The sequence below is a fragment of the Mesorhizobium sp. Ca11 genome (assembly GCF_020165275.1).
In the GTDB taxonomy this organism is placed as follows: Bacteria; Pseudomonadota; Alphaproteobacteria; order Rhizobiales; family Rhizobiaceae; genus Mesorhizobium.
This window is the reverse complement of record NZ_JAIUHU010000011.1, coordinates 154,036-176,781: the sequence shown is the minus strand read 5'-3', so window position 1 is coordinate 176,781 and position 22,746 is coordinate 154,036. Positions and strand designations below refer to the sequence as shown.

The following is a 22,746-nucleotide window of genomic DNA, read 5'->3' as shown; positions in this document are numbered from 1 at the left end:
CCGCTGATGCGCAAGGCCTGGGAGGAGGCGTGATGCTGGAATTGAGGAACGTGACGAAGACCGTCGGCGCGCAGGAGCACATCCGCGACGTGTCGCTGACGCTTCAGCACGGCTCGCTGAACGTCCTGCTTGGGCCGACGCTCTCCGGCAAGACCAGCCTGATGCGGCTGATGGCTGGCCTCGACGCGCCGACTTCCGGCTCGGTCTGGTTCGACGGCAAGGACGTCACCGGACAGAAGGTGCAGAAGCGCAACGTCGCCATGGTCTACCAGCAGTTCATCAACTATCCGGCGATGACCGTCTACGAGAACATCGCCTCGCCGCTGCGGGTCGCCGGCGTCGAGCAGGCGAAGATCGACAAGGAGGTGCGCAACGCGGCGGCGCTCTTGAAGCTCACGCCTTATCTCGAGCGCACGCCGCTCAGCCTGTCCGGCGGCCAGCAGCAACGCACCGCGCTTGCCCGCGCTATCGTCAAGAATGCCAGCCTGGTGTTGCTCGACGAGCCTTTGGCCAATCTCGACTACAAGCTGCGGGAGGAATTGCGGGCCGAATTGCCGAAGATCTTCGCCGCAGCCGGCACGATCTTCGTCTATGCGACGACCGAGCCGCACGAAGCGCTGCTCCTCGGCGGCAACACGGCAACGCTTTCGGAAGGCCGCGTCACGCAATTTGGCCCGACGGTCGAAGTGTTCCGCAAGCCCGTCGACCTGGTGACGGCCCGGACCTTCGCGGATCCGCCGCTCAACACCATCGTGCTCTCCAAGAAAGGGCCGGATTTCCTGCTCGAAGGCGGCGTAAAGCTGCCGGTGCCGACGGAACTCGCCGGCATTGCGGACGCCAGCTACACGATCGGCTTTCAGCCGCATCATTTGTCGCTGGAGCGGCCGAACGCCGGCGCCGTGCCGGTGCGGGCCAAGGTCACCATCACGGAGATCACCGGCTCGGAAAGCTTCGTCCATCTCGATTTCGCCGATGCGCGCTGGGTGATGCTTGCGCATGGTATTCTCGATTTCGAGACGGACGACGAGGTCGAGGTGTTCATCGATCCGCGCCACATCATGGTATTCGACCATAACGGCCGCGCCGTGACGGCGTCGAAGCTGGCGGCCTGAGGAGAAAACGATGGCGCGCATCGAGGTCAACCACATCCGCCACTCCTACCTGCCCAACCCGCAGAAGGATTCCGACTTCGCTCTGAAGGAAGTGCACCATACTTTCGAGGATGGCGGCGCCTACGCGCTGCTCGGGCCTTCGGGCTGCGGCAAGACCACCTTGCTCAACATCATTTCGGGACTGCTGCACCCCTCGCACGGGAAGTTGCTGTTCAATGGCCGGGACGTGACCAGGCTGTCGACGCAGGAGCGCAATATCGCGCAGGTGTTCCAGTTCCCGGTCATTTACGACACCATGACCGTCTACGACAATCTGGCCTTCCCGCTGCGCAACCGGCGCGTGCCGGAAGCCGATGTCGACCGCAAGGTGCGCGAGACGCTCGACATGATCGATCTCGCTTCGATGGCGAACAGGAAGGCGCGCCGGCTCACCGCGGACCAGAAGCAGAAGATCTCGCTTGGACGCGGCCTGGTGCGCTCCGACGTCAACGCCATTCTGTTCGACGAACCGCTGACGGTCATCGACCCGCATATGAAGTGGGTGCTGCGCTCGCAGTTGAAGCAGCTGCACCGCCGCTTCGGCTACACCATGGTTTATGTCACACATGACCAGACCGAAGCGCTGACTTTCGCCGACCGCGTCGTGGTCATGTATGACGGCGAGATCGTGCAGATCGGCACGCCTGCCGAACTTTTCGAGCGTCCGCGCCACACCTTCGTCGGTTATTTCATCGGCTCGCCGGGCATGAACGTGCTGCCGGTTGCGCTGGAAGGCAGGATGGCGAAGCTCGGCGCCCAGCGCATCGAATTGCCGGGCGTGCCCAAGGCTGAAGCCGGCGCCGTCGAGCTCGGCATCCGTCCCGAATATGTGCGGCTCGGCCGCGAGGGCATGACGGTGCAGGTCAGCAAGGTCGAGGACGTCGGCCGCCACAAGGTGGTTCGCGCCAATCTCGAGGGCAGGGAGATCGCCGCGGTGATCGGCGAGGATGACGAAGTGCCGGCCGAACCGAAAGTCCGCTTCGATCCGGCCGGCATCAACATCTATGCCGATTCCTGGCGCGTCGAGATGGGGGCATAGATGGACAAGAGCTGGAACAACAAGGCCTGGTTCCTTGTCCTGCCGGTGCTGGTGCTGGTGGCGTTCTCGGCCGTCATCCCGCTGATGACGGTCGTCAACTATTCGGTGCAGGACACGTTCGGCAACAACGTCTTCTTCTGGGCCGGCACCGAATGGTTCGAGGACCTGCTGCACTCCGACCGCTTCTGGGAAGCGATGGTGCGCAACCTGATCTTCTCTTTCATCATCCTGGCAATCGAGGTGCCGCTCGGCATCTTCATCGCGCTCAACATGCCGAAGAAGGGCTGGGGCGTGCCGGTCTGCCTGGTGCTGATGGCGCTGCCGCTGCTCATTCCGTGGAACGTCGTCGGCACGATCTGGCAGGTCTTCGGCCGCAACGACATCGGCCTGCTCGGCTACTACATCAACGCGCTCGGCATCGACTACAACTACGTCCAGGATCCGATCGATGCCTGGGTAACCGTCATCATCATGGATGTCTGGCACTGGACCAGCCTGGTCGTGCTGCTTTGCTATGCCGGCCTGGTCTCGATTCCCGATGCCTTCTACCAGGCTGCCAAGATCGACGGCGCCTCGCGCTGGGCTGTGTTCCGTTACATCCAGCTGCCCAAGATGCAGCGCGTGCTGCTGATCGCCGTGCTGTTGCGTTTCATGGACAGTTTCATGATCTATACCGAGCCCTTCGTCGTCACCGGCGGCGGTCCCGGCAATTCGACCACCTTTCTGTCGATTGACCTGGTCAAGACGGCGCTCGGCCAGTTCGACCTCGGCCCGGCGGCGGCGATGTCGCTGGTCTACTTCCTGATCATCCTGTTGTTATCGTGGGTGTTCTACACCGTGATGACCAACTACGACGCGGAGCGCTGAGATGGCGGGTGCCAACGAAACGACGCGCGTGAGCGAGACGGCGGTCACCGAAGTGGGCAGCACGCTGTCGCAGGACGAGGTGGCGAAGCTGATGCGCCGTCGCGGCGAGGAATCGCGCTGGTGGTGGATCGTGCCGACGGTCTACATCATCATTATCCTGCTACCGATCTACTGGCTCATCAACATGAGCTTCAAGACCAATGCGGAGATCGTGTCGTCGCTGACGCTGTTCCCGCATAATCCGACACTGGCGAACTATCGCACCATCTTCACCGACCCTTCGTGGTATTCGGGCTATATCAACTCGATCACCTATGTGGTGATGAACATGGTGATATCGGTGGTGGTGGCGCTGCCGGCGGCCTACGCCTTCTCGCGTTACCGCTTCCTCGGCGACAAGCATTTGTTCTTCTGGCTTTTGACCAACCGCATGGCGCCGCCCGCGGTGTTCGCGCTGCCGTTCTTCCAGCTCTATTCGGCGTTCGGCCTGATCGACACCCATATTGCCGTGGCGCTGGCGCACTGCCTGTTCAACGTGCCGCTCGCGGTGTGGATCCTCGAAGGCTTCATGTCCGGCGTGCCGAAGGAGATCGACGAGACCGCCTATATCGACGGCTATTCCTTCCCGCGCTTCTTTCTGAAGATTTTCATGCCGCTGATCGCGAGCGGCATCGGCGTCGCCTGCTTCTTCTGCTTCATGTTCTCGTGGGTGGAGCTCTTGATCGCGCGCACGCTGACCACGACGGACGCCAAGCCGATCGCCGCCACCATGACCCGCACGGTCTCTGCCGCCGGCATGGATTGGGGTCTGCTCGCCGCCGCCGGCGTGCTGACGCTGATCCCCGGCGCCTTGGTCATCTGGTTCGTGCGAAATTATATCGCCAAGGGCTTTGCCCTGGGGAGGGTCTAAAGCCATGAATCTCGACTTCTCCTGGATGGCGTGGACGTGGCCGACGGCCGCCTTCTTCATCGTCATTGTGCTGATGCTCTTTGGCATGGGCGTCTGGGAATATGCCTCGCCCGGCGGTCATCCGCGCATCGGGGTGCTGCGCTTCGAGACGACGCGCGGCGATCGTTTGTTCCTGTCGCTGCTTGGCAGCGCATTTATCCATCTCGCTTGGCTGGGTCTGGTTGGACCCAACCTGTGGTGGGCTCTCGCTCTCTCCGTGGTCTACGCCGTTGGCGTGTTCCGATACGTATAGAGGGGGAATAGCCGGAGCGGCCGCGTGCTGGCGGCCGCCCCGGATCGCACTTGCAACTTAAGACTGGAGGAGACACATGCGACGGCAATTTCTAACATCGACGACAGCCCTTGTCCTTTTGGTGGGAGTGGGCCATGCCTATGCCGGTATGGACGAGGCAAAGGCCTTTCTCGACAAGGAGATAGGCGACCTGTCGACGCTTTCACGCGCCGACCAGGAAAAGGAAATGCAGTGGTTCATCGACGCAGCCAAGCCGTTCGCCGGCATGGACATCAAGGTCGTTTCGGAAACCATCGCCACGCACCAATACGAGTCACAGGTGCTGGCACCGGCCTTCTCCGCCATCACCGGCATCAAGGTCACACATGACGTCATCCAGGAAGGCGACGTCGTCGAGAAGATCCAGACCCAGATGCAGACCGGCCAGAACCTCTATGACGGCTGGGTCAACGACTCCGACCTGATCGGCACGCATTGGCGCTACCAGCAGGTGCGCAACCTGACCGACTGGATGGCGAATGAAGGCAAGGACGTCACCAATCCGAACCTCGATCTGAAGGACTTCATCGGCACGTCGTTCACGACGGCGCCCGACAAGAAGCTCTATCAGCTCCCCGACCAGCAGTTCGCGAACCTCTACTGGTTCCGCTACGACTGGTTCAACGACGAGAAGAACAAAGCCGACTTCAAGGCCAAATACGGCTACGACCTAGGCGTTCCGGTCAACTGGTCGGCTTATGAGGACATCGCCCAGTTCTTCACCGGCCGCGAGATCGACGGCAAGAAGGTCTACGGCCATATGGACTACGGCAAGAAGGACCCGTCACTCGGCTGGCGGTTCACGGACGCCTGGCTGTCCATGGCCGGCAATGGCGACAAGGGCATTCCGAACGGCCTGCCCGTCGACGAATGGGGCATCAAGGTCGACGAGAAATCGCGTCCTGTCGGCTCCTGCACGGCGCGTGGCGGCGATACCAACGGCCCGGCCGCGGTCTACTCGATCCAGAAATATCTCGACTGGCTGAAGGCCTACGCTCCGGCGGAAGCCCAGGGCATGACCTTCTCCGAATCCGGCCCGGTGCCGGCGCAGGGCGGGGTCGCGCAGCAGATCTTCTGGTACACCGCCTTCACCGCTTCGATGGTCGACGCCGGCGCCAAGGCGGTGCTGAACGACGACGGCACGCCGAAGTGGCGCATGGCGCCGTCGCCGCACGGCGTCTACTGGAAGGACGGCATGAAGCTCGGTTACCAGGACGTGGGTTCCTGGACACTGATGAAGTCGACGCCTGACGATCGCGCCAAGGCCGCCTGGCTCTACGCGCAGTTCGTCACCTCGAAGACGGTCGACGTGAAGAAGAGCCATGTCGGCTTGACCTTCATCCGCGAGAGCACGATCCACGACAAGAGCTTCACCGAGCGCGCTCCGAAGCTCGGCGGCCTGATCGAGTTCTATCGCTCGCCGGCCCGCGTCCAGTGGTCGCCGACCGGCACCAACGTGCCTGACTATCCGAAGCTGGCGCAGCTCTGGTGGCAAGCGATCGGCGATGCCTCGTCCGGCGCCAAGTCGGCCCAGGAAGCAATGGACTCGCTCTGCGCCGAGCAGGAAAAGGTCATGAGCCGCATCGAGAAGTCGGGCGTCCAGGGCGACATCGGCCCGAAGATGGCCGAAGAGCACGATCTTGCCTACTGGAACGCCGACGCGGTCAAGAAAGGCAATCTCGCTCCTCAGTTGAAGATCGAGAACGAAAAGGAAAAGCCGGTCACCATCAACTACGACGAACTGGTGAAGAGCTGGCAGCAGCAGTAACTGCATGACGCGGGCGTGCTTGCCCATGTAGGAAGTGCAGGGGAGGCGGCTTTGCCGTCTCCCCTGTTGCATGAGAAGCGGAGGGATGCGGAATGAGCGGTTTTGTGCTGGCCATCGATCAGGGAACGACCTCGACCAGGGCGATACTGTTCGACGACAAGATGAAAGTCGCCGGCACCGGCCAGCAGGAATTCACGCAGCATTATCCGGCTTCCGGCTGGGTCGAACATGACCCGGAAGACATCTGGGCAAGCGTTCTCGCCACGGCGAAAGCGGCTTTGAAGGCCGCCGGCCGCACGGCTTCGGATGTGGCCGCGATCGGCATCACCAACCAGCGCGAGACCGTCGTCATCTGGGACAAGGCGACCGGCAAGCCGATCCATAACGCGATCGTCTGGCAGGACAGGCGCACCGCGCCGCTCTGTCAGAAGCTGAAGAAGCAGGGGCTGGAGAAGACATTCACGAAGAAGACCGGCCTGCTGCTCGACCCCTATTTCTCCGGCACCAAGATCGCCTGGATGCTGGACAAGGTGAAGGGTGCCAGAAGGCGCGCCGAGAGGGGCGAACTGCTTGCCGGCACCATCGACAGCTTTCTCATCTGGCGGCTGACCGGCGGCCAAGTGCACGCCACCGACGCGACAAATGCCTCGCGCACGCTGGTCTACAACATCGAGAAGAATATCTGGGACGACGAGCTGCTTTCGATCCTGAAGATTCCGGCCGCGATCCTGCCGCAGGTGAAGGACTGCGCCGACGATTTCGGCGTCACCGAGAAGAGCCTTTTCGGGGCCGAGATGCGGATCCTCGGGGTGGCCGGCGACCAGCATGCGGCGACCATCGGCCAGGCCTGTTTCGAGCCCGGCATGATGAAATCGACCTACGGCACCGGCTGCTTCGCGCTGCTCAACACCGGCGCCGATCTGGTGCGTTCGAAGAACCGGCTTTTGACCACCATCGCCTATCGGCTCAACGGCAAGACAACCTACGCGCTGGAAGGCTCGATCTTCATCGCGGGCGCAGCCGTGCAGTGGCTGCGCGACGGCATCAAGGTGATCGGCAAGGCCGAGCAGAGCGGAGTATTGGCTGCGGCCGCTGACCCTGCGCAGCAGGTCTATCTGGTGCCGGCCTTCGTCGGCCTCGGCGCACCGCATTGGGACGCGGATGCGCGCGGCGCGATCTTCGGGTTGACGCGCAATTCGGGCCCGGCCGAGTTCGCGCGCGCGGCACTCGAATCGGTCGCCTTCCAGACGCGCGACCTGCTCGACGCCATGCGCAAGGACTGGAAAGGCGCTTCGGCCAAGACGGTGCTTCGCGTCGACGGCGGCATGGTGGCATCCGACTGGACCATGCAGCGGCTCGCCGACATTCTCGACGCACCGGTCGACCGTCCGACGATACTGGAGACGACGGCGCTGGGCGCGGCCTGGCTTGCCGGGTCAAAGGCCGGCGTGTGGCCGAAAGCGAAAGAATTCGCCAAGAGCTGGGCGCTGGAGCGGTGCTTCGAGCCGCAGATGGACGCCACAACGCGCGGTGCCAAACTGGTCGGATGGCGCGACGCGGTGCGCAGGACGCTGAGCTCCCGCTAACGTTGGAACGAGAGAGCCCGTGCCTATCGAGGCACGGGCTCAGTCAACGACCCTGGGTACTGACTGGAGGCCGTCAGTAGGGCGAAACGCACTGCTGACGCGGGCCGTTGTTAGGCTGGAAGGTGTTGTCCGAGGCGCGATAGGAGCGGTAGCGGTCGTAGCACCACTGCACGTGCGAGTTGCCGCGATAGACGCGGTTGTTCTCGCTGTTGACGATCGCGCCGGTGATCAGCGCGCCGGTGGCGAAAGCTGCCAGCGGAAACCAATAGTCGCCATGCCGGCGATAGCCGCGGCGATACTCGCGATAGCCGCGATGGCCGTTCCAGTAGACGGCGTCACCACGACGCGAGAAATCCCGGTTGAAGCTGCGGTGCCTTCTCCAGTCCCGATACTGCACGGTCTGAAGATCTGACGACAGGCCCTGGGGTTGCGGTACATAAGCTGGCTGAGCGTTGACCGGCAACATCTCCGCCGCGAGGAACGACGCCGAGAGAGCGGTTGCCAACAGGCCGGATGCGATCTTGTTCATTGATCTTCTCCTCGATGGTTGATGGGGACGTCCTGTTTTGCGAAACGGGCCCGAATTGCAATGGTTCCCGTTCCAGCATCAGCCCATTGTGTCAGCCCATTGTTATTGTAGGGCTTTCTGAAGCAGCCCCAGGCCGGGCCATTGGCGCAGGCATCGAAAGCCGTTCACCCGCGGCGTCCCTTCGAATCCGTTCAAGAAATCCGCCTTGGAAGCCCGTCTTTTTCCGGTTGACCGGCCGCGGCACTCTCCCTATGTTCCGCGCAATTTCGAGGGCGGCGTTCCGAGCCCACGGGAGCGCGTAGCTCAGCCGGTAGAGCAACTGACTTTTAATCAGTAGGTCATGGGTTCGAATCCCATCGCGCTCACCAAAATTTTTAACACCCAAATAGATGCGAGATCCGACCCACGGGCGCTTCCATGTCCGGGGCGATCGAAGCAGCACATTTGTCTGCGTCTCCGGCAATCGGAACAAAAGCTTGCGCGCGGCTGTTTCCCTGTTGAAGGGACCGCAATCTGGGATGCGGATACAGTGGACGTACTGAACTTGGAACTGGCCAGGGCCAGGCTGCGCGTCAAGCGCGCAGAAACTTCGCTCAATCATGCAAAAGAAATGCTGGATGAAGAATGTGGCGTCGGGATCAATCTCGCGCTGTGCGACCGCATAAGGTCGGAGAAGAAGCGAGTGGCGGAGGCCAGAAAGCGGCTGATGAAGATCGCTTCGAACGCCTCAGCGTAACGGGGTGACTTGCCCGAAGGCAAGAGAGATCCTGCCGCGTTGCCTTGTCCCTGGATGGGGTCGTGGTTAAACTCGGCGCCTCCGAGGGAGGCTCCAGGATGGCACTTGACCTTTCGGTAGATTCACAGGCGCCCAAGGCGGCGACGCCGCCGGGCAGATATCTTTTCGGCCCGGTCGCCGATTTCCTGATGCTCGGCGGCAGCGCGTTTCTGATCCTGCCACTGCTGTTCCTGGTGCCGCGCGAGTATGAAGGCTCATTGGCCGCGACGATGGTCGTCGTGGCCTATTTGGTGAACTATCCGCACTTCGCCCACTCCTACCAGATTTTCTACCGCAATTTCGGCCGCAAGGCGCGTGGCGAGGGCTACGACAGAAGCCTGCAGCTCCGCTACATTTTCGCCGGCGTCATCGTGCCAGTGGTCATGGCCCTGTTCTTTGCCTATGGCGCGGCGACGTCGAACACGCGGCTGCTCGGCTTCGCGGCCAACGCGATGTTCTTCTTCGTCGGCTGGCACTACGTCAAGCAAGGCTACGGCATGCTGATGGTCGACGCCGTCCTGAAGCGCAAATTCTTCGACGACCGGGACAAGAAGGTGCTGCTCGTCAACAGCTATGCGGTGTGGATCCTGGCCTGGCTGCAGACGAATACGGCCGTGACGCAGGGGCAATATTACGGCCTTCAATATTACACCTTCGCGGCGCCGTCATGGATCACCGACATTGCCGTGCTGGCGGCCGTCGGATCGACGGCGGCCACGCTTTTCATGCTGGTCAACCGCTGGCGAAGGAATGCCGGCGGACTGCCTTACAACGGCATCGTGGCCTATGTCGCCTCGCTCTATCTCTGGATCCTGATCGCCAGGATTAACCCGCTCTGGCTGCTCGTGGTGCCGGCGCTGCACTCGCTGCAATATCTGGCCGTGGTGTGGCGCTATCAAACCAATGTCGAGCGTGACGTCTCGGATGCCGCGCGGGATCCGGAGCCGAAGATATTATCCGTGCTCGGGCCCCGCTACAGGCTGCGGGTGCTGGGATTCATCATTGGGGGCGGCGCGCTTGGCTATCTCGGCTTCTGGCTGATCCCCTTCGTGCTGACCGCCCTGGTTCCCTACGACAAGCAGGTGCTCGGTTCGTCGCTGTTCTTCTTCATCGTGCTGATCTTCATCAACGTGCACCACTATTTCCTCGACAATGTGATGTGGCGCCGCGGCAATCCCGAAGTGTCGAAATATTTGTTCCGGTAGGAGGATCCAAACCCGGAACTGAAGGCCGCAGGTCACGCGATCAGCGACACATTCCCGCCGGCGTGACGCTCAAGTCGTCCCGCAAGGTCGAGTTCAAGCAGCACCATCGATATCTGCGCTGCACTCATGCCGGTGTGGCGGATAATGTCGTCCACCGCGATCGGCGTAGGCCCGAGCGCTTCCAGCACATCGGCGCGGTCGTTTTCGCCTGGCGGCGGCATGGCTGATATGTCGGGCGCCTCGGCAAGTGGGGCGGTTCTTGGAAGCCGGGCGCCGGCAAGCGGCGCCAGCGCGCTAAGGATATCGGCGGCTTCAGTGACCAGCGTGACGCCGTCCTTGAGCAGCGCGTTGCAGCCGGCAGCGCGCGGATCGAGCGGCGAGCCCGGCACGGCGAAGACCAGCCGGCCCATTTCGTTGGCAAGGCGCGCGCTGATCAGTGAGCCGGAGCGCTGCGCCGCCTCAACCACCACCAGTCCAAGCGCCATCCCTGCGACCAGGCGGTTGCGGCGTGGGAAATCCTGGGAGCGCGGCTGCCACCCGAAGGGCATCTCGGAAACAATGGCGCCGCCGCGATCGGCGATCTCATCGCAAAGGCCGGCATTCTCGGGCGGGTAGGGGACATCGAGCCCGCCGGCCAGCACGCCGACTGTGCCGGTCGAAACGCTGCCTTTGTGCGCGGCCGTGTCGATGCCGCGCGCCAGGCCGGAAACGATGGCGTAGCCGTCTCGGCCGAGATCGGCCGCCAGCATGCGCGCCATCTTGATGCCGGCCAGCGAGGCATTGCGAGCGCCGACAATCGCCACCGCCGGCAAGCGGAAGACCGCGCCTTCGCCTTTTACCGCCAGCAACGGCGGCGGGTTGTCGAGAGTCTTCAGCAGGGGCGGATAATCGGCCTCGCCGACGCCGACGAAGCGGGCGCCGGCGCGCCGCGCGGCCTCCAGCTCGGCTTCGGCCTCGGCGATGGAGGGGATGCGGACGATGCGATTGGCGCCGCCGGAGATCATCAATTCGGGCAGCATTTCAAGCGCGGCTTCGGCCGAGCCGAAGCGGTTGATCAGCTCGCGAAACGAGGCCGGGCCGACATTGGGCGTGCGGATCAGGCGAAGCCAGGCAAGCCGCTGCCGATCGCTGAGACGCGGGCCGGCAGCCAGGGCGCTCATCCCTTCGCCCCGATCTTGCCCTCGGTGCCGGCGAGCAGCCGCGAGATGTTTGCTCGATGCTTGACGATGACGATCAGGCTCATCAGCGCGAACAGGCCCGCGATCTGCGGCGTGCTTGTGACATAGAGCGCGATCGGCACGACCACCGCGGCCGCCAATGCCGCCAACGAGGAATAGCGGAACAGGAAGGCCATTGCGAGCCAGACGACGGCGAAGACAAGCATGCCTTGCCAGGCAAGGCCAAGCAGCACGCCGAGATAGGTGGCGACACCCTTGCCGCCCTTGAAGCCGAGCCAGACCGGGAAGAGGTGGCCGAGAAAGGCACCGAAACCGGCCAACAGTCCGAAGTCCGGCGAAAAATGCCTGGCGATCAGCACCGCGGCAGTGCCTTTCAGCGCATCGAGCAGCAGTGTTGCGGCAGCAAGGCCCTTGTTACCCGTCCTCAGCACATTGGTCGCGCCGATGTTGCCGGAGCCGATCTGGCGGACATCGCCGAGCCCGGCCGCACGGGTGATCAGAAGCCCGAACGGGATCGAGCCGAGCAGATAGCCGAAGACGAGCGCGATCACGTAACCCATTGTTTCCCCCATATTTCCTGCCGCCCGGTTGATCGCCCTATGATTGATGCACTGTGCGCGATGCAACCATAGTTTGCAAGTGCTGGCCCTGCTTGGGCGTGAATTTATCATAATGGTAGAGTCGGGAGGGTTCGCCAAGCAAGTCTATGCCGGGCAGGCTGAGCAGGGCTTAAGCGATGCGGTGGCTTATGCGGAAAACACCGTGCGGCCCGCCACCACCGTTTGCAGGACCGTGCCCTGCAGGCGTGCGCCCTCGAAACAGGTGTTCTTGGAGCGTGAGCGCAGACCGCTCTCGCTGACGATCCACGACTCGTCCAGATCGACGACCGCGAGATCGGCCGGCGCCCCCGGCTTCAGCGTGCCGCCCGGCAGGCCGAACAGTCTGGCCGGCGCCGTGGACAGCGTCTCGATCAGCCTCAACAGCGGCACGTCGCCATTGTGGTAAAGCCGAAGCGCCGCGCCCAGCAGCGTCTCCAGTCCGATGGCGCCGGCGGCGGCGTCGGCGAAGGGCAGGCGCTTGGTGTCGACGTCCTGCGGGTCATGCGAGGAGACGATGATGTCGATCGTGCCGTCCTTGATCGCCTCGATCATCGCCAGCCGGTCGTCCTCGGCGCGCAAGGGCGGCGTCAGCCGGAAGAAGGTGCGGTATTCGCCGACGTCGTTCTCGTTGAGCGACAGATTGTGGATCGCGACGCCGGCCGTGACGTTGGCGCCATCGGTCTTTGCCCGATTCACCGCGCCGGCCGCCATCGCCGACGAGATTTTTGCCGCGTGATAAGCGCCGCCGGTCAGCCGGGCCAGCGCCAGGTCGCGTTCCAGCGGGATCAGCTCCGCCTCGCGCGGAATGCCGGACAGGCCGAGCCAGCTCGCATAGAGCCCTTCGTTCATCACGCCGGACGAGGCGAGATTGGCATCTTGCGTTTCGTGCGCGATGACGCCGCCGAAATCGCGGGCATAGGTCAGCGCCCGGCGCATCACCAGCGCATTGGCGATCGTGTGGCGGCCGTCGGTGTAGGCGACGGCGCCGGCCTCGCGCAGCAGGCCGAACTCGGTCATCTCGCGGCCTTCGAGGCCCTTGGTGATCGCTGCCGACGGGAAGATGTTGACGCTAGCGGTGTCGCGTGCCGTGCGCAGCACGAATTCGACCAGCGCGACATTGTCGATCACCGGATCGGTGTCCGGCATCATGACGATGGAGGTGACGCCGCCCGCCGCCGCGGCGACGCTTGCCGAAGCGATGGTCTCGCGATGCTCGCCGCCTGGCTCGCCGATGAAGACGCGCGCGTCGACAAGGCCTGGAATGATCGTCTTGCCGGCGCAGTCGACGACGGTGGCGCCTTCCGGCACGCCCTGGTTCAACGCGGCTTTCCCGGCAGCGACGATTCTGCGGCCGTCGACGATGACGCTGCCGATCTCGTCCACGCCGCGCGAGGGGTCGACAATGTGCGCCTTGCTGAAGATGGTCACGCTCATGCGCCGCGCCCCTCATGGTTGCGGCGCGGATCAAGCAGCGCTTCCATCACCGCCATGCGCACGGCGACCCCCATCTCCACCTGTTCCTGGATGACGCTTTGCGGTCCGTCGGCGATCTCGGAGGCGATCTCGACGCCGCGGTTCATCGGGCCGGGATGCATGACCAGCGCATCGTCCTTGGCAGCTTTCAGCTTCTCGGCATCAAGGCCGAAATAGCGGAAATATTCGCGGATCGACGGCACGAAAGCGCCTTCCATGCGCTCGCGCTGCAGGCGCAGCATCATGACCACGTCGGCGTCCTTAAGGCCTTCGGCCATCGAGCGCGACACGATCACGCCCATCCTGTCGATGCCAGACGGCAGCAATGTCGAGGGCGCGACGACGCGCACCTGCGCGCCAAGCGCGTTCAGAAGCATGATGTTGGAGCGGGCGACGCGCGAATGCAGGATGTCGCCGCAGATCGCCACGATCAGCTTCGACAGCGGCCCCTTGGCGCGGCGGATGGTCAGCGCGTCGAGCAGCGCCTGCGTCGGGTGCTCGTGCGCGCCGTCGCCGGCATTGACCACCGAGCAGCCGACCTTCTGGGCGAGCAGGGCAGCCGCGCCCGCCGATTGGTGGCGGATGATCAGGATGTCGGGGCGCATGGCGTTGAGGGTCATGGCCGTATCGATCAGCGTCTCGCCCTTCTTCACCGAGGAGCTCGCCACCGACATGTTCATGACGTCGGCTCCGAGACGCTTGCCGGCGAGCTCGAAGGACGACTGCGTGCGAGTCGATGCCTCGTAGAACAGGTTGATTTGGGTGCGGCCGCGCAGCGTCGAGGTCTTCTTTTCCGATTGCCGCGAGATCGCCACGGCCTGGTCCGCCCGATCGAGCAGCAGCTCGATATCGGCGGGGGAAAGATCGCGGATGCCCAGAAGATGGCGGTGGGGGAAGAGCGGCAGGGACGAAGCGTCGGTCATCTCAAGGCGCTGCTATAGGGTGCGGTCCGGCCTGCCGCAAGCGCCAGCTTTGGATTGCGGGCGTTCTCCCCGGTATTTTCGTCGCACGCCTTCCATGGCTTGGGCTATAAGGCCCAGTGGCTTCGGATTCGCGACCGCGGGCTTGGAAATGGTAAGAACCTCTCGGCCAACTGAAGGATTGGGCAACTGAAGGATTGGGCGTGACCGACGAGGTGATCAACCAGCCGCCGCCATTGGCAGGCGGCAATGCATGGCGGGGCGATCCGTTGCTCATCCAGCTAGCCGAGCGTTTTTCCGACCCCGTGCGCAAGGATCTTGACGGGCTTGGCCGGTTCGTGATGACGCAGGAAGCGCAGGAGCTTGCCCGCCTCGCCAACACCGACACGCCGAAATTGCGCACCCATGATCGCCAGGGCCGTCGCCTCGATCTTGTCGAATATCATCCGGCCTATCATGCCTTGATGCGCCGCGCGATCGCCGGCGGCCTGCATTCTTCGGTATGGGAAAACGGCGATGCCGAGATCGGCCGCCGCCATCAGGTGAGGGCGGCACGCTTCTACCTGACCGCTGAGCTCGAGACGGGGCATCTTTGCCCCATTACCATGACCAGCGCTTCGCTGGCGGCCTTGATGGCAAGCCCGAAGCTTTTCCGCGAATGGGCGCCGCGCGTGACGACGCGCAAATACGACCAGGCGCAGAAGCCTCCGGTGCAGAAGACCGGGCTGACGCTCGGCATGGGCATGACCGAGAAGCAGGGCGGCACCGATGTGCGCGCCAACACCACCAGGGCGGAGCGCACCGGTAGTGGTTTTTACCGGTTGACCGGTCACAAATGGTTCATGTCGGCGCCGATGTCGGATGCCTTCCTGGTGCTCGGACAGGTTCCGGAGGGGCTGTCCTGTTTCCTCGTGCCGCGCATCCTGGGCGACGGTTCCGGCAACGGCTTCCGCTTCCAGCGGCTGAAGGACAAGCTCGGCAACCGCTCGAACGCCTCGTCGGAGGTGGAGTTTGTCAACGCGATCGGCGAGATGGTCGGTGACCCGGGCGCAGGCGTGAAGACGATCATGGACATGGTGACGCTGACCAGGCTCGACTGCGCGGTCGCTTCGTCGGCGCTGATGCGGGCGGGCCTCGCTGAGGCTGTTCATCACACGCGTCATCGCCAGGTGTTCGGCTCCAACCTGATCGACCAGCCGCTGATGCAGCGGGTTCTGGCCGACATGGCGCTCGACGTCGCCGCGGCCACGGCGCTGTCGTTCCGGCTGGCGCGCTCTTTCGACGAGGCGGCAAGCGACCGCGGCGAGGCGGCCTTTGCCCGTGCCATGACGCCTGTCGTCAAATACTGGGTCTGCAAGATCGCGCCGCAGCTGCTTTACGAGGCGATGGAATGCCTTGGCGGCAACGGCTATGTCGAGGAAGCGCCGCTTGCCCGCTACTACCGGGAGGCGCCGGTCAATGCGATCTGGGAGGGCTCTGGCAATGTCATGGCGCTCGACGTGCTGCGCGTGCTCGGCCGCGCGCCCGGTCTGTTCGAGGAGGTGCTGACCGGCATCGACCGCGATCTCGGCACCGGCGGGCGCGGCACCATCGGCGTGCTGAAGGCCGCCATGCAGGTCGCCGCGACCGACCAGGGCTCGGCGCGCCTGCTCACCGAACAGCTGGCGCTTTCGGCCGCCGCGGCGGAGCTGCGCAGGCTGGGGGCAGGGCGGATCGCCGACGCTTTCGTCGAAACGCGGCTCGGCGGCCAGTGGCGCACCACCTACGGCATGCTCGATTCGCGCCACGACGCGCGCATGATCATCGACACGCTCTATCCACCGGTGACCTGATCCGCCTCTAAATCTCTAAATCAAGAGATTGAGCATCACGTCATCCGAAAACCGCTTCACGCTTTTTCGGCATCATACCATAGAGCGCATCGCGCCGAAACGGATTCGGGCGACGCGCTTTAAGTCATTGTTGTGATGCATGTCGCCCAGAGCCGCTGCGCACTTTTGGGCGACATGCATTAAAGGCAGATTGCTGATCTGTGGACAGCTGTTAACCTTAACAAATGGTTTCCGTTGCAGCGAGCCGATGCAAAGCCCACTCTCCACTTTGCTGGAGTAGGGAAGGGTTAACCATGACCTCCCCGAACTCCGCCAACGGGAAACGTATGCGGCACGTGTTGAGCTCAGTTCTGGCCTTGCATTGGGCGGTGGTTTTCGCCCTGCTTGCCTATATCTGCATGGACGGCAGCCGCGGCATAGCGACGGCGCTTGGCGTGCTTGGCCTCTCAGTCCAGGCCAACGGGCTTCCCGGGCTTGAAAATGTTGCCGTGCTGGCGCCGCTTTCGATCGCGTTGTTGATCGTCGCGGTGTTGTTCTGTTGGGCCTTCGTCGAAACGCTGCTGAACGCGGCGGCAAGGCCGGACGCGGGCGAGAGCGTGGCCCGGATCGCCTTCATCTCGGCATCTTTCCTGCTTTCGCTGATCCTCATCGGCGGCGTGGTTCAAGGCATTAACGGCCTGTTCATGATCGTCGCCATCCAGATGACGGCGCTGCTTGCCTCTTACATCGCCGTGCTGGCTGAACGCCGCTCCACCTTTGCAGCAATGCACTTGCCCGAGGGTGATATCCGCGCCGCCTCGCGCATGGCGATAGGAGCCGCGCACAGCTCGCTTCTTTCCCGCATATCCGGCCGCCCTGAAAACCCTGGAGGCAGGCGCTGATGCGCACGATATTCACGCTCTGGGCTGCTCCGATGGCAATTTTTTGGGGATGGTTCTTCCTGTCGGCCAACGACATGAATTTCGGCTATGCGATGCTGAGCCGACAGGTGCACGATTTCGCTTTCCAGCTCTACGGCCAGATGCTCGGCGTCGATCCGGCGATCATTCCGGGCATGGTGGCGCGGACCTGCGTTTTCGACTTTTTCCTGCTCATGGGGCTTTGGGCCTTCCGCCGCCGGCGCAACATCGCCGAATGGATCAGGCAGCGCCGGCACGGCGGTATCAGCCCCGATCGGCTCGGCCAAGCGACTGAAGCCGGTCCAACGCTCCCTGCAGAATAAAGGCGGCGGCCGCCGAATCGATCTTGCCGGCGCGCTTCTTGCGCGAGAAATCCATCTCGATCAGCGTCCGTTCGGCCGCAACCGTCGATAGCCGCTCGTCCCACAGCACGAAGGGCAGGTCGGAAAGCGGCGCCATGTTGCGGACGAAGGCGCGGGATTTTTGTGCTCGGGGCCCTTCCGAGCCGTCCATGTTGACCGGGAGGCCGAGTACGACGGCGCCGACATTGTCCTTCTGGAGCTGAGCGAGAAGCTGGGCGGCATCCAGCGAAAATTTCTTGCGCAGGATGACCGGGCGCGGATGGGCGAAGGAAAGCCCGCGATCGGAAACCGCCACGCCGATCGTCTTGTCGCCGAGATCGAGCCCGGCGAGCGTCTTGCCGCCGGCAAGCCGCGCCGGCAATTCCTCGATTGAAATAATGCCCAACGACTTCCTCTGATATCCAGGCGTCACATCCTTTTGACGTGTAGGAGGAGGGCGCCACTTTCAATTTGCGACTAGCGTTCTATCTTCCGGCAACGGAGAAATCGAGGAAAGCGCTCATGAAACTTACCTGGTACGGGCATTCGGCATTTCGCGTCGAGACCAAGGACGCCACCATTCTCATCGACCCCTATCTGGTCGGCAATCCATCGTGGACGGGCGGCTGGGAAGGGCCGGCGGAAGGCGTGACCCATGTTCTCCTGACTCATGGCCACAACGACCATGTCAGCGGCGCGGTCGAAGTGCTGAAGAAAAGCGGCGCCATGCTGGTCGCCAATTTCGAGATCTGCATGTACCTCGTCGGCCAGGGCGTCAGCGGCGACAAGATCAATCCGGGCAATATTGGCGGCACCGTCGATTGCGGCCCTTTCACCACGACCTTCGTCCAGGCGCTGCACTCGTCCTCCTTCGGCGGCGAAGGCGGCACGAACACCTATCTCGGCAATCCGGGCGGGCTTGTCCTGCATTTTCCCGAGGACAAGACGCTCTACCATATGGGCGACACCGATATCTTCTCCGACATGGGGCTGATCAACGAATTGCACGAACCGAAGATCGGCATCGTCCCGATCGGCGACCGCTTCACCATGGGCGGCGCCGTGGCGGCCCTTGCCTGCCGCCGCTTCTTCGGCTTCGATACGGTCGTTCCCTGCCATTTCGGCACCTTCTCGATGATCGACCAGACCGCCGACAAGTTCGTCGCCGGCATGGAAGGCTCGGGCGTAAAGGTGGCGCTGCCGGACATCGGCAAGGCGATCACGATCTAGATTTCTCTGCGTCGCAAGAGCTCTGCTCCCGAGCCAGGAAAAGATACACTGCAGACAGGCCGGCAAACCGTGGCAGCCACTATCACTGCGAGGGCGTGGCATTGCCGCGTAAGCGCCCGGGGAACGACCGCGTGGCGATCGAACCGGCATGATCCGTGTTGCACGCTGAGCGCCGCGCCGCTATAGCCCGAACTGGTTTTCCCGAGGCGATAGAACATGTCCGTTGATCTTCAGACCGTGAAGCGCGTCGCGCACCTTGCCCGCATAGCGGTGAGCGAGGAGGACGCCGAGCGCATGACCGGCGAACTGAACGCCATTCTCGGCTTCGTCGAGCAGTTGAACGAGGTCGATGTTTCGGGCGTCGAGCCGATGACCTCGGTCACGCCGATGGAGATGAAGAAGCGCCAGGATGCCGTCACCGACGGCAACAAGGCCGCCGACATCGTCGCCAACGCGCCGGCGACGGACGAGAACTTCTTCCTCGTTCCGAAGGTGGTGGAGTAGAGCGTGGCTGTCGAGATCGCCGTCGAGACGCCTTTGCAGGACGACGTGCGCGCGCTGGTCGCCGAACTCAACGCCGCGCTGCTCGAACTGACGCCGCCCGAGCACTGCTATCATCTCACCGTCGAGCAGATGGCCGACGAGGATACGACGGTGTTCATCGCTCGCGACAACGGCCTTGCTGTCGGCTGCGGCGCGCTCAAGCGCCATGACGATGCGGTCGGCGAGGTCAAGCGTATGTACACGCGGCCTTCGCATCGCGGCCGCAAGATCGGCGCCGAGATCGTCGCACGTGTCGAGGCGCTTGCCCGGCAGGAAGGGCTGAGGCGCTTGGTCCTTGAAACCGGCGATCGGCACCCCGCCGCCTGGACCGTCTATGAGCGCGCCGGATTCTCGCGTTGCGGACCGGTGCTGGATTATCCCGACTCCGAGTGGTCGGTGTTTTACGAAAAGAGCCTTGCCTGATGAGCGATCTCACACATCTCACCATTTCCGAGGCCCGCGCCAAGCTGCGCGGCAAGGAGATCACCGCGGCCGAGATCACCGAGGCCTATCTCGCGGCGATCGAGCGCGCCAATCCCGTGCTCAATGCCTATGTGACTGTGACCGCCGACAAGGCGCGCGACATGGCCAAGGCTTCCGATGCCAAGTTGGCCACGGGCGAGGGCGGCGCGCTGGAAGGCATTCCGCTCGGCATCAAGGACCTGTTCGCCACCGAAGGCATCCACACCCAGGCCTGCAGTCACGTGCTGGACGGCTTCAAGCCGCGCTACGAGTCGACCGTGACCAGCAATCTGTGGGCCGACGGCGCCGTCATGCTCGGCAAGCTCAACATGGATGAGTTCGCCATGGGCTCGTCCAACGAGACCTCCTATTACGGCCCGGTGATCAATCCGTGGCGACGCTCGCGTGTCGATAGGGTCGTCATGCCGACGACGCATCAGGGCGATGGCGGCTTTGTGTCCGCCGGCGGCACGAAGACGGCGCGGACCTTGGACAACGCCCAGCTGGTACCGGGCGGCTCGTCGGGTGGGTCGGCTTCGTCGGTGGCCGCCTTCCTTTGCGCCGGCGCCACCGCCACCGATACCGGCGGCTCGATCCGCCAGCCAGCCGCCTTGACCGGCACGGTCGGCATCAAGCCGACTTACGGGCGCTGCTCGCGCTGGGGCATCGTCGCCTTCGCTTCCTCGCTCGACCAGGCCGGGCCGATCGCGCGCGATGTGCGCGACGCCGCGATCCTGCTGAAGTCGATGGCCTCCGTCGACCCGAAGGACACGACCTCGGTCGACCGTCCGGTGCCGGACTATGAGGCGGCGATCGGCAAGCCAATCAAGGGCATGAAGGTCGGCATTCCGAAGGAGTATCGTGTCGACGGCATGCCGGAAGACATCGAGGCGCTCTGGCAGAAAGGCATTGCCTGGCTGAAGGACGCCGGCGCCGAGATCGTCGACATCTCCCTGCCGCATACCAAATATGCCTTGCCCGCCTACTATATCGTGGCGCCCGCCGAAGCTTCGTCGAACCTCGCCCGCTATGACGGCGTGCGCTACGGCCTGCGCGTGCCCGGCAAGGATATCGTCGACATGTATGAGAAGACCCGCGCCGCCGGTTTCGGCCGCGAGGTCAAGCGGCGCATCATGATCGGCACCTATGTGCTGTCGGCGGGCTATTACGACGCCTACTATCTGCAGGCGCAGAAGGTGCGCACGCTGATCAAGCGCGACTTCGAGAACGTCTTTGCCGCCGGCGTCGATGTGATCCTGACGCCAGCGACGCCGTCGGCCGCCTTCGGCATCGCCGACGAGGACATGGCCTCCGATCCGGTCAAGATGTATCTCAATGACATCTTCACCGTGACGGTGAACATGGCCGGCCTTCCCGGCATTTCGGTGCCGGCCGGCCTCGACGGCAAGGGCCTGCCGCTCGGCCTGCAGCTGATCGGCCGCCCGTTCGACGAGGAAACGCTGTTCCAGACGGCCAACGTCATCGAGCAGGCCGCGGGCAGGTTCCAGCCGGAGAAGTGGTGGTAGCGTCGCCCCTCATCTGACAAGGGGCGATGCATGTTCTACTATCTTTCCAAGATTCTCTGGTTCTTCATCCAACCGATCAACCTGGCGATCTTCCTGTTGCTTGCCGGCCTGCTGGCAGCGCTGTTTGGGCGCCGGCGGCTGGCGGCCGCAGGCAGTGTGCTCGGCATCGCGATCCTGGTCCTTTCGGCCTGGACGTCGGTCGGCGCGATGATGCTCAATCCGCTCGAAGAACGCTTCCCCAAGCCGCCATTGCCCGAGAAGGTCGACGGCATCGTCGTGCTTGGCGGCGGCTTCGAGGGCGCCATCAATCTGGCGCGCGGCGGTTACGAGCTGAACAGCAGCGGCGACCGCATGGTGGAGACAGCGATCCTTGCGAGGCGCTTTCCGCAAGCGAAGGTCGTCGTATCGGGCGGCAACGGCTCGCTTTTTCTCGACGGCGAGGGCGACGCCGACACGGCGCCGCGGCTGCTCAGCGCCTTAGGCGTTTCCGCCGATCGCCTGATCCTAGAGGATAAATCCCGCAACACTTACGAGAATGCGGTGTTCTCGCGAAAACTGGTCGAGCCGAAGCCGGGCGAGACGTGGCTGTTGGTAACCTCGGCTTTCCACATGCCGCGCGCCAAGGCGCTGTTCGACAAGGCGGGTTTTACGACCGTTCCGTGGCCGGTCGACTATCGCACCTCGGGCAGGGAAGGCGTCGGCTTCTACCGCGACAATCCGGTCGATTCGGTGCAGGCGACTACCATCGCAGTGCGCGAATGGATCGGGCTTTTCGCCTACAGGCTGTCCGGCAAGATCGATCAGTTCTTTCCCGGGCCGGGCGGCTGACCGAGCACGGCTTGCCGGGCCGCCGAGAAGAACTGGCGCCGCACTAGCACCGCCAGAAGCACCAGCGTCGATATCACGAAGACGACCGGGTCGACGAACCAGCCGAGATAGCCGATCGAGAAGAAGACGGCGCGCAGTCCGGAGTTGAAGTGCTTGCCGGCAAGCACATTCATGCGCGTCGCCCGCCACACCGCCGTTTCGCTGACCGGGTTGCGCGAAGCCGGGCCATGCGGGGTCGGCACCGCGCCGATCAGGATCGAGCAATAGTTGAACAGGCGGTAGGCCCAGCCGAATTTGAAGAAGGCGAAGGCCAGGACAAGCACCAGGCCGAACACCTTGGTCTGGAAGGCTTCGCGCGACGAGGCCGCGCCGAAGGGCAGGTCGGCCAGAACCTCAAGCACGCGGTCAGAGGCGCCGAGCAGGGCAAAGCAGCCGCCGAGCGCGATCAGAGAAGAAGAAGCGAAGAAGGCGGTGCCTTGCTGCAGGCCGCCCATGATGGCGGTGTCAACGATGCGGATTTCACGCTCGGCCATATTGCGCATCCAGGCCTCGCGCTGGGCATTCATCGCCGTGGTCAGCGACATGCGACGGACCAGCTTGCCGTCCGAGGCGAGCGTGTGCGCAACCCAGACGACCAGGAAGAAAGCCAGCGCCGCCAGATCGGCCGCCGAAAGATGAAGTGAATCGCCCATCCATTGCTTTTAACACAAGGGGTGCCGGCACTTCGACAGGCGGCAAGCGATGTCGCTGGCGG

The 22,746-nt window shown here is 63.5% G+C and carries 24 protein-coding genes and 1 tRNA gene; 18 read left to right on the top strand and 7 right to left on the bottom strand.

Features of this window, described 5'->3' with window-relative positions; genetic code table 11:
• Positions 1–32 precede the first annotated feature (32 nt).
• The 7 genes from LB538_RS20345 to glpK all read left to right on the top strand — a co-directional run bounded on the left by LB538_RS20345 (position 33) and on the right by glpK (position 7,652).
• Positions 33–1,112, top strand: a complete 1,080-nt coding sequence (locus tag LB538_RS20345) for an ABC transporter ATP-binding protein (protein ID WP_224528926.1) — start codon at positions 33–35, stop codon at positions 1,110–1,112.
• 10 nt (positions 1,113–1,122) lie between these two features.
• Positions 1,123–2,190 carry an ABC transporter ATP-binding protein gene (locus tag LB538_RS20340; protein WP_224528924.1) on the top strand — a complete coding sequence of 356 codons (1,068 nt, stop codon included), beginning with the start codon at positions 1,123–1,125 and terminating at the stop codon, positions 2,188–2,190.
• Positions 2,191–3,057, top strand: coding sequence for a carbohydrate ABC transporter permease (locus LB538_RS20335; protein ID WP_224528922.1), 867 nt, complete (start codon positions 2,191–2,193; stop codon positions 3,055–3,057).
• Position 3,058: 1 nt separating this feature from the next.
• Entirely contained in the window at positions 3,059–3,967 is a 909-nt protein-coding gene (locus LB538_RS20330) for a carbohydrate ABC transporter permease (protein ID WP_224528921.1), read from the top strand.
• Positions 3,968–3,971: 4 nt separating this feature from the next.
• Positions 3,972–4,259, top strand: a complete 288-nt coding sequence (locus LB538_RS20325; protein ID WP_095765318.1) for a DUF2160 domain-containing protein — start codon at positions 3,972–3,974, stop codon at positions 4,257–4,259.
• 76 nt (positions 4,260–4,335) lie between these two features.
• Positions 4,336–6,066: an ABC transporter substrate-binding protein gene (locus LB538_RS20320; protein ID WP_224528916.1), complete on the top strand. Its 1,731-nt coding sequence runs from the start codon at positions 4,336–4,338 to the stop codon at positions 6,064–6,066.
• 92 nt (positions 6,067–6,158) lie between these two features.
• The gene (glpK, locus tag LB538_RS20315; RefSeq protein ID WP_224528913.1) at positions 6,159–7,652 is read left to right on the top strand and encodes a glycerol kinase GlpK; all 1,494 of its coding nucleotides are present in this window, start codon (positions 6,159–6,161) and stop codon (positions 7,650–7,652) included.
• Positions 7,653–7,725: 73 nt separating this feature from the next.
• On the opposite strand, the gene LB538_RS20310 is transcribed toward glpK, so the two are convergent.
• Entirely contained in the window at positions 7,726–8,181 is a 456-nt protein-coding gene (locus LB538_RS20310; protein WP_224528910.1) for a BA14K family protein, read from the bottom strand.
• 292 nt (positions 8,182–8,473) lie between these two features.
• Here LB538_RS20310 and LB538_RS20305 point away from each other — a divergent pair.
• The 3 genes from LB538_RS20305 (at position 8,474) to LB538_RS20295 (ending at position 10,161) form a co-directional block, all read left to right on the top strand.
• A tRNA-Lys gene (locus LB538_RS20305) sits at positions 8,474–8,549 on the top strand.
• A 161-nt stretch (positions 8,550–8,710) separates the two neighbouring features.
• Positions 8,711–8,917 carry a hypothetical protein gene (locus LB538_RS20300; protein WP_224528907.1) on the top strand — a complete coding sequence of 69 codons (207 nt, stop codon included), beginning with the start codon at positions 8,711–8,713 and terminating at the stop codon, positions 8,915–8,917.
• Between the two features lie 98 nt (positions 8,918–9,015).
• The gene (locus LB538_RS20295) at positions 9,016–10,161 is read left to right on the top strand and encodes a hypothetical protein (protein ID WP_224528904.1); all 1,146 of its coding nucleotides are present in this window, start codon (positions 9,016–9,018) and stop codon (positions 10,159–10,161) included.
• Between the two features lie 32 nt (positions 10,162–10,193).
• On the opposite strand, the gene dprA is transcribed toward LB538_RS20295, so the two are convergent.
• The 4 genes from dprA to LB538_RS20275 all read right to left on the bottom strand — a co-directional run bounded on the left by dprA (position 10,194) and on the right by LB538_RS20275 (position 14,334).
• Entirely contained in the window at positions 10,194–11,321 is a 1,128-nt protein-coding gene (dprA, locus tag LB538_RS20290; RefSeq protein WP_224528899.1) for a DNA-processing protein DprA, read from the bottom strand.
• Complete coding sequence (gene plsY, locus LB538_RS20285; protein WP_140841235.1) at positions 11,318–11,899, bottom strand: glycerol-3-phosphate 1-O-acyltransferase PlsY; 582 nt, start codon at positions 11,897–11,899, stop codon at positions 11,318–11,320. The genes dprA and plsY overlap by 4 nt, the downstream gene beginning before the upstream one ends.
• A gap of 186 nt (positions 11,900–12,085) precedes the next feature.
• Positions 12,086–13,372, bottom strand: coding sequence for a dihydroorotase (locus tag LB538_RS20280; RefSeq protein WP_224528895.1), 1,287 nt, complete (start codon positions 13,370–13,372; stop codon positions 12,086–12,088).
• Positions 13,369–14,334: an aspartate carbamoyltransferase catalytic subunit gene (locus LB538_RS20275; protein ID WP_140696184.1), complete on the bottom strand. Its 966-nt coding sequence runs from the start codon at positions 14,332–14,334 to the stop codon at positions 13,369–13,371. The genes LB538_RS20280 and LB538_RS20275 overlap by 4 nt, the downstream gene beginning before the upstream one ends.
• A 200-nt stretch (positions 14,335–14,534) precedes the next feature.
• Between LB538_RS20275 and LB538_RS20270 the strand changes: the two genes are divergently transcribed.
• The 3 genes from LB538_RS20270 to LB538_RS20260 all read left to right on the top strand — a co-directional run bounded on the left by LB538_RS20270 (position 14,535) and on the right by LB538_RS20260 (position 17,385).
• Positions 14,535–16,163, top strand: a complete 1,629-nt coding sequence (locus LB538_RS20270; RefSeq protein WP_140545768.1) for a DNA alkylation response protein — start codon at positions 14,535–14,537, stop codon at positions 16,161–16,163.
• A gap of 326 nt (positions 16,164–16,489) precedes the next feature.
• The gene (locus tag LB538_RS20265) at positions 16,490–17,044 is read left to right on the top strand and encodes a hypothetical protein (protein WP_224528986.1); all 555 of its coding nucleotides are present in this window, start codon (positions 16,490–16,492) and stop codon (positions 17,042–17,044) included.
• The gene (locus LB538_RS20260; protein WP_224528892.1) at positions 17,044–17,385 is read left to right on the top strand and encodes a DUF6105 family protein; all 342 of its coding nucleotides are present in this window, start codon (positions 17,044–17,046) and stop codon (positions 17,383–17,385) included. The genes LB538_RS20265 and LB538_RS20260 overlap by 1 nt, the downstream gene beginning before the upstream one ends.
• Here LB538_RS20260 and ruvX read toward each other — a convergent pair.
• Complete coding sequence (gene ruvX, locus LB538_RS20255; RefSeq protein ID WP_224528889.1) at positions 17,327–17,809, bottom strand: Holliday junction resolvase RuvX; 483 nt, start codon at positions 17,807–17,809, stop codon at positions 17,327–17,329. The genes LB538_RS20260 and ruvX overlap by 59 nt on opposite strands.
• A 116-nt stretch (positions 17,810–17,925) precedes the next feature.
• On the opposite strand from ruvX, the gene LB538_RS20250 reads away from it, so the two are divergent.
• The 5 genes from LB538_RS20250 to LB538_RS20230 all read left to right on the top strand — a co-directional run bounded on the left by LB538_RS20250 (position 17,926) and on the right by LB538_RS20230 (position 21,992).
• On the top strand, positions 17,926–18,633 hold the full coding sequence (locus LB538_RS20250; RefSeq protein ID WP_224528848.1) for a metal-dependent hydrolase: 708 nt from the start codon (positions 17,926–17,928) through the stop codon (positions 18,631–18,633).
• A 216-nt stretch (positions 18,634–18,849) separates the two neighbouring features.
• The gene (gatC, locus tag LB538_RS20245; protein WP_095765337.1) at positions 18,850–19,137 is read left to right on the top strand and encodes an Asp-tRNA(Asn)/Glu-tRNA(Gln) amidotransferase subunit GatC; all 288 of its coding nucleotides are present in this window, start codon (positions 18,850–18,852) and stop codon (positions 19,135–19,137) included.
• 3 nt (positions 19,138–19,140) lie between these two features.
• On the top strand, positions 19,141–19,599 hold the full coding sequence (locus LB538_RS20240; protein WP_224528845.1) for a GNAT family N-acetyltransferase: 459 nt from the start codon (positions 19,141–19,143) through the stop codon (positions 19,597–19,599).
• Positions 19,599–21,164, top strand: a complete 1,566-nt coding sequence (locus LB538_RS20235) for an amidase (protein WP_224528842.1) — start codon at positions 19,599–19,601, stop codon at positions 21,162–21,164. The genes LB538_RS20240 and LB538_RS20235 overlap by 1 nt, the downstream gene beginning before the upstream one ends.
• Positions 21,165–21,194: 30 nt before the next feature.
• The gene (locus tag LB538_RS20230) at positions 21,195–21,992 is read left to right on the top strand and encodes a YdcF family protein (protein ID WP_224528839.1); all 798 of its coding nucleotides are present in this window, start codon (positions 21,195–21,197) and stop codon (positions 21,990–21,992) included.
• On the opposite strand, the gene LB538_RS20225 is transcribed toward LB538_RS20230, so the two are convergent.
• Positions 21,965–22,684: a DUF599 domain-containing protein gene (locus LB538_RS20225; protein WP_140841255.1), complete on the bottom strand. Its 720-nt coding sequence runs from the start codon at positions 22,682–22,684 to the stop codon at positions 21,965–21,967. The two genes, LB538_RS20230 and LB538_RS20225, sit on opposite strands and share 28 nt — an antisense overlap.
• Positions 22,685–22,746 lie beyond the last annotated feature (62 nt).